This window comes from Pseudoalteromonas sp. NFXS53 (assembly GCF_056629255.1).
In genome coordinates this window covers 23,065-29,600 of record NZ_JBWVBR010000029.1, presented here as the reverse complement: position 1 = coordinate 29,600, position 6,536 = coordinate 23,065, and the positions used below count along the sequence as shown (strand labels likewise).

At 43.8% G+C, this 6,536-nt stretch carries 7 protein-coding genes and 1 tRNA gene; 1 reads left to right on the top strand and 7 read right to left on the bottom strand.

What is annotated here, in order from left to right:
* Position 1: 1 nt before the first annotated feature.
* From AC1HJP_RS20310 to nudE, 3 genes are all read right to left on the bottom strand, one after another.
* Positions 2–75, bottom strand: a tRNA-Met gene (locus AC1HJP_RS20310).
* A 193-nt stretch (positions 76–268) separates the two neighbouring features.
* Positions 269–1,069, bottom strand: coding sequence for a 3'(2'),5'-bisphosphate nucleotidase CysQ (cysQ, locus tag AC1HJP_RS20305; RefSeq protein ID WP_480363319.1), 801 nt, complete (start codon positions 1,067–1,069; stop codon positions 269–271).
* 3 nt (positions 1,070–1,072) lie between these two features.
* Positions 1,073–1,636, bottom strand: coding sequence for an ADP compounds hydrolase NudE (gene nudE, locus AC1HJP_RS20300; protein ID WP_480363318.1), 564 nt, complete (start codon positions 1,634–1,636; stop codon positions 1,073–1,075).
* Positions 1,637–1,697: 61 nt separating this feature from the next.
* Here nudE and yrfG point away from each other — a divergent pair, with 61 nt between their 5' ends.
* Positions 1,698–2,354 (top strand): GMP/IMP nucleotidase, encoded by a 657-nt coding sequence (gene yrfG, locus AC1HJP_RS20295; RefSeq protein ID WP_480363317.1) that lies wholly within the window; start codon positions 1,698–1,700, stop codon positions 2,352–2,354.
* Between the two features lie 8 nt (positions 2,355–2,362).
* Here the strand turns inward: yrfG and AC1HJP_RS20290 are convergent, their stop codons facing one another.
* The 4 genes from AC1HJP_RS20290 to AC1HJP_RS20275 form a co-directional block, all read right to left on the bottom strand.
* Positions 2,363–2,983, bottom strand: coding sequence for a dUTP diphosphatase (locus AC1HJP_RS20290; RefSeq protein ID WP_138484620.1), 621 nt, complete (start codon positions 2,981–2,983; stop codon positions 2,363–2,365).
* 52 nt (positions 2,984–3,035) lie between these two features.
* Positions 3,036–5,378, bottom strand: a complete 2,343-nt coding sequence (locus tag AC1HJP_RS20285) for a fatty acid cis/trans isomerase (RefSeq protein ID WP_480363316.1) — start codon at positions 5,376–5,378, stop codon at positions 3,036–3,038.
* Positions 5,378–5,743, bottom strand: coding sequence for a hypothetical protein (locus AC1HJP_RS20280; RefSeq protein WP_480363315.1), 366 nt, complete (start codon positions 5,741–5,743; stop codon positions 5,378–5,380). The genes AC1HJP_RS20285 and AC1HJP_RS20280 overlap by 1 nt, the downstream gene beginning before the upstream one ends.
* 111 nt (positions 5,744–5,854) lie before the next feature.
* Positions 5,855–6,520 carry an SDR family oxidoreductase gene (locus tag AC1HJP_RS20275; protein ID WP_480363314.1) on the bottom strand — a complete coding sequence of 222 codons (666 nt, stop codon included), beginning with the start codon at positions 6,518–6,520 and terminating at the stop codon, positions 5,855–5,857.
* Positions 6,521–6,536: the final 16 nt, after the last annotated feature.

Here is a 6,536-nt window from a genome sequence, read left to right as displayed (position 1 = left end):
GTTGCGGGAGCCGGATTTGAACCGACGACCTTCGGGTTATGAGCCCGACGAGCTACCAGGCTGCTCCATCCCGCGCCTGTAACATTAAAATAAACAGCGTTATTTTAATGAGTTTTGAAAGGTCTCCCTTTCAAGAGGTCGCTATAATAATGGATTAAATTTTAATTGCAAGGCATAAAACACGAAATCGCGTTTAAATGGATAAAAATAAAACAAAAGCCTAGCAAAGTACCGAAAAAGCTAGCATTACCTGCTAGCTTTTTAACATTTACTCAACAATACGCTGGTGAGGCGTGATCAGCTTTTGGAATTGCCAATCAGGATGACCCATAACGATAAAATCAGGATTTTCTGTGGTTTCGCGTTGATTATAAGTTAAGGGGTTAAATTCAGAGTCAGTGATACAGCCTCCGGCTTCTTCTACGATAACTTGTGAAGCGCCCGTGTCCCACTCGCCTGTTGGGCCAATTCTTAAAAAGCAATCGGCTTTGCCTTCTGCGATGATACACGCTTTGAGTGAACATGAACCGAGTGCAACGGTATCAAATTGGCTATTTAAATACTGGCTCACTGCTTCGAGTTTTTGCCTGCGACTCACCGCTAAAGTTAAGTTATCTGGCGAGGCAACGCTAATTTGCTGCTGCTCTTCGCCCACACGCTTAAATGCACCTATGCCTGCATAAGCAAAGTATGTGGTATTTTTAGCAGGCCAGAAAATGACCCCAAGCACAGGTTTGTTGTTTTCTATCAGTGCAATATTTACCGCAAAGTCACCACTTTGCAGAATAAACTCGCCTGTACCATCCATAGGATCCAGCAACCAATAACGCTGCCATTCGCGGCGTTTTTCGAGAGCAGGTATAGGCGTTTCTTCAGACATAATCGGAATGTCGGGTGCCATAGCCTGCAAACCTGCCATCAACACTTCGTTAGAGGCCAAATCAGCTTTGGTGACTGGTGTATGATCTGACTTTTCCTGTTGGCCAATGTCATCTTGTTTATAGATATCCATAATCGCTTGGCCTGCTTTTTGGGCAAGCTCAATACAAGGCTCTAATAATGACTGCATATGCTACTCCTTTGCTGCTAGGAAGGTTTGTAACAACATAAGCGCTGCCACGCTACGTGCTTCAGTGAAGTCTTCTTGCTCAAGTAAGGATTGCCATTCATCTAATGGCCATTTTACAACCACAAGCGGTTCAGGCTCATCACCCACTAAACTTTCTGGGTAGAGATTTTGCGCAACCAAAATGTGCATGCGAGCATTAAAATAACTCGGCGCCAGTGACAGTGTTTTTAACTCATCAAACTGCTCAGCCCCCATACCCACTTCTTCTTTTAGCTCGCGGTTGCCAGCTTGCTTTGCGGTTTCACCAGGGTCAATTAAGCCTTTAGGAAAGCCTAGTTGATAGTTATGCGTGCCCGCACAATATTCTCTGACTAATAAAAGCTCGTTGTCTGCGGTGATTGGTAGCACCATCACAGCACCTCGGCCACCGCCTCGAATTCGTTCATATTGACGCTGTTCACCATTTGAAAAGGTCAAATCTAAGGCTTCAACGGTAAAGAGTTTACTTTTGGCCACTACATCGCAGTGGATAATTTCAGGTGGGTTTGGATGCTTTTTCTGTGACATAGGCGTTTATTTGCTAATATGGCAGTTAACTTAATCATAAAGCCTTTAACGACAAATGCCTATGTTAAATTGGTCAAAAATCGATACCGTTTTATTAGATATGGACGGCACCCTGCTCGATCTGCATTTTGATAACCATTTTTGGTTAAATGTGATCCCCGAACAGCTCGCAAAGAAACACAATATCAGTGTCTCAGAAGCTTTTGCAGATATAGAGAAACGCTACCAAGCTGTAGAAGGAAAAATACAGTGGTACTGCTTAGACTATTGGCAAAAAGAACTCGATCTCCCCATTATGGAACTGAAACGTGAGATACAGCATCTAATCACTGTGCGTGATGACGTGCCGGAGTTCTTAAAGGCGTTAAAAGCTGCAGGAAAAGAATTAATTTTACTCACCAATGCACACCCTGATAGCTTGAGCTTAAAAGTTGAACGCACGCAGTTTGATCAATACCTCGATAAGCTGATTTCAACCCATGAGTATGGTGTGAGTAAAGAAAGCCAAAGCTTATGGCAGCAAGTTCAAGCTGATTTGGGTTTTGATAAAAGCAGAACTCTGTTTGTTGATGACAGTTTAAGCGTATTAGCTTCAGCTAAGCAATTTGGCGTAGAGCACTTATTGGCTGTTGCGAACCCAGATAGCAAACAGCCAGTGAAAGGCATCACTGGCTATTTATCAATTACTGACTATCGCACTTTACTGCCGATAGCTTAACTCAAATATTATGCAGGGTAACGTGCCTTGAGCCCTGCATAAACTTGCTTAGCAAAATCGGCATGCTCAGTGTCTAGACTCTTCACAACTTCAACTAGATGCTCGTTGTCTTCTTGACCGTTCCATACTTTGATGTAAGAGCCGTCTTTATAACCGTGATCTTGACGGAAGAAGTTCAGGGTATTCTTGCCCACATAACCACGATATAAATCATCAATGCTCATACCAATTTGCTGCATACAGCCAGCAAATGCTTGCGCGTTAAAAGACTTATCAGCCACCGCACTTGCCGCTAGCTGCTCTAGAGTTTGTTTAAAGTCTTCAGCAAGTTGCGGCTCGCTTAGTTCTTTTTCAAGCTCAGTTGCTAGCTGTTCGTAGCTTTTAACGCCGTCAATACGTAGCGATAAGCCGAAGTGGAAAATATCCACCAGCTCTAAAATCACTTGCTCAGTATCTGGCGTTTGCTTTTTCCACCACTTCCAACCGTAGTGGTCTAGCATTTCAGCACACTCAACCCAAATAGCGCGATACCATTCAAACCCTTGGTTAAACCATTGCTCATGAACCTTAGTGTTCATGGCGTTTTGCATTTCTAGCATAACGACTAGCTTTGTTGTGTTCGCAGACATGGTGCGCTTCCTAATTTCGTTTTTTAATTAATGACTATAATACCCAACAGAGTTATCTGTTCTCAAGTCGATTGTAATCGAACACTCCATATTCGATGACCTTGTACTGCTTAGCAACCTCATGCAAAAGATCACTATATTGCCAAAATTGCGGGTGACTTCGGCGTATTGCAAATTGCTGTTTTAAAGCTCTATAGTCGCCTTCACTTTGAATACTATGCATATTCTCAACAAAGCTTTGTACATGATCCGAATTCGGCAAATACCAAATAGCCTCGGGGTAATCGCCAATGAAGCCCGGCACTAGGGTCGCAGTATCTTCATCGTAAGCACGCTGACCTTCTTCATTCAATAAACTTGAAATATTGTAGTGAGCGTTATGATGAATAAGCGTATACGCTTTATGCTGCTCGCCGTGTTTGACCAAAATAAATGACACTTGAGGCAGTAAGTTAATGGCTTTGCTCGGTAACGCATTGAGTTTTACCAATGGCTTAGGTACTAAGTTATAGGCATAGCGCTCACTTAAAATAGGCTGCAAATGCTGTTTAAACTTAGTGTATAGCTCTAACTTAGGCTCGGCGGTGGTAAATTGCATCCCCGTCGGGGCAGCTAAAATAGTCTTACGATTAATGAATTCACTTAAGCTTAAATGCGACTTACGGTACCAGTGTTTTTTGACTTTTTGCCTTTCATCTTGCGGCAGTAAATTAATAAAGTTTTGTTCGCCCTCAAGACGTAAAAAGTCCATATATAAACGGGTAATAAGCTGATGCCCTACATTGCCATACACGTCAAAGCCGGCCACTAGCAAGTAATGAATACGCTCAAACAACGCATAGTCTAATAGCCACATGGTTTTTGGTGGTTGGCCAACAAAGCCTTTTACCACTGTGGCACTGTCGAAGTGGCGAAATACAGTGAGTGCTGCATTACGGTTATGCCCTTCACCCTGCCAAATTAAGTCTGTAGTTAAATTGCTACCATCGGCAAACACTTGGTTCGCTAACTTCGTTTTAGCATTTAAATACTCATGCTGGCGTTTGGCATATTTAGCCCAACTTGAAAGAGGCAAGGCATTGCTTTGCTCAGCAGCTGGCAGCGCGAGTTCATCGTCATTTTGAATTAAGAACTCGGCCATTTTTGGTGAGCTATTTTTTTCTGGATCGACAAAGGCGACCCAAAAGTGATCGTTAATGACATTCAATGCAATTTGGCCACGGCAAACTGGTCCTTTGATAAAGCCACTGATGATCAAATGGGCTTCGTCTAGCATAAACTGATATTTAGACTTAACGGGCAGCTGCGCAAAGCTCTTAAACGGATTCGAAGCTATTTCAGGCGTATAGCCTGGCAGGCTCGAAACCTGATAATCCGCCTCAATAAACTGTGTTTTTAAACGCGCTAACTTTTGCTCGTTAATTGCCAGCGGCATATGGGTTTTCGACAATACTGTGCTGCGCTGATGTTGAAAACGGTAATATACGCGTTCAACGTTTGGCTCATCAAAAGGTCTGCGCGTGGCAATAATTTCAATCGCCTGCCCCGGTGGCGTTTTTGAGCGCACTAATTTAAAAAAGCTCGGCGAGTCTGATTTATTAGCCTCATTAAAGAAAATGTTCGCCAAATACCAATGCTCGTATATATAACGCGCTGACAAACGCGCTTTGAGGTTATCTTGGTTTAGAAACGCTTCCCAGATTTCAATTTGTGCAAGCTCAGTTAAGGTCGGCGGGGCAATTTGGGCCATTTTAGCACCGCTTTTTAACCAATCGTGTAATACAGCAAATTCACTTTGCTCTAGCGCTGGCAAACCATAAGGCATACCCGCATGTGGCTGGTTTTGCGCATAGCTGTCGAACTCTTCAATACTCGGGCAAGTTGCTGTTCTGTCTAGGCTAAAATCGAATTCATCGCCCAGTATTTGCTGCGCAGGTAATTCTGTATTTTGCTTGAGTAATAACGAACGATAAATCACAGAAGCCGCTAAGTTTGCATCTGCACTTTGCTGATGTTCGTTAAGCACCGCAGTAAAGCCTTTATCGCGCCACTGTTGGGTGGATGTCGCATCTATGAGTAAACGCGAAGGTGTTTGCGCTAATAAACGAGTACCGTCATACACCAGCTCTTTGCTCAAACCGCGGTCTATGCCTTCTGGCGAAGACAGTTTTAACTGACATGGTGCATCGTAACAACCGTGGCACACCACGCAACGCTGCTCAATTATCGGTTTTACGTCATTGAGGTATTGCTCAGCATGCGGTGTGTTTGCAACGACTTCGCGCTGCTGTGTTTGTGCTGGCCCAAACAAGGTTTCGTAGTGGTTGGCTGCTAGAGCAACACAACCACTTAGAAAAAGTAGGCAAGTAAGAACAACTCCTTTTTTAAAAGGCATTACGCCTCCTCTTCTTCGTCGCCTAGATCAAATGTCGGCATCATTTCTACTGGCGGAGAAATAAACACTTGCTCCCCGCTGCTGACGACAGCACTTAATACCGGACCTCGATTAAGTAATAACTGCGCTTGGTGGGCTCCGCTGATTAAAGGTTTAAAGTCAGAATTATCTGCAAATAACTGGTAGGTTTCTAAATTAATACTGATGCTTTGCTCTTCAGCTGGGTTTTGGCAAAGATTGGCAAGTAAGGTTTCGTCTAAGATCACACTCAACGTTAAGTCAGAGGCGTCGAGGTCGCGCTGCTCAATATGTTCATCAAGTAAAAAAAGCGGCAGTGTGAGTGGTGTGTTTTGTTCTAATTCCATGATATTTGTTCAGGATAAGTGATCATTGCCACAAGTTTAGCAAACCTAACCTGAACACGCGAAGAACAGAAAGCATTGACTGCCATCTGTTCGTATTTTATTTGCTTCGTTTTACCAAGGTAAAATGTCACCGTTTGAGTGCCGGAAGTTACCCGTGTTGTCTAAGTTCAACTCTTCTATGCGTTGTATTAATCGCTCAGCGGCAACCTGCGGTGAAATATCACCGGCGAAGTTAACCATTTGCGTTTGCACAAACCCCGGGTGTAGCAAGGAAACTGCGACGCCTTTAGGCTTTAGTTCGTGCGCTAAACTCACGCCGGCTGCATTGAGTGCCGCCTTTGACATACGGTAGCCAATGTAAGCACCTGAGCCATTATCAGCGATTGAGCCCATACGGCTGGTGATCATCGCCACTTTACTGCCATTGCTTAAGTTAGTTTGCAGGGCGTGTGTAACTCGCACTGGCGCAACCGCATTGATCTGAAGTTGCGCATTGATGGCTTCAAAGTCCATATTAGCGAGACTTTCGTTTTCAAAAATACCCGCGTTATTGATTAATACGTCTATTGCTTTGCCTTGAAGCGCTGATGCTAATCGGGCAACATCATCACCTTGGCTCACATCAATCCCTTCGATGATGTTAACCGATAACGCTTGTAACTCAGTGGATGGTTTACGCACTACTGCAGTTACTTCATAACCTTGCGCTAAATACTGCTTTGCAAACTCAAGGCCAATACCGCGATTTGCCCCAGTGATCACCACATGTTTTGTCATTGTATTCTCCTAGCAT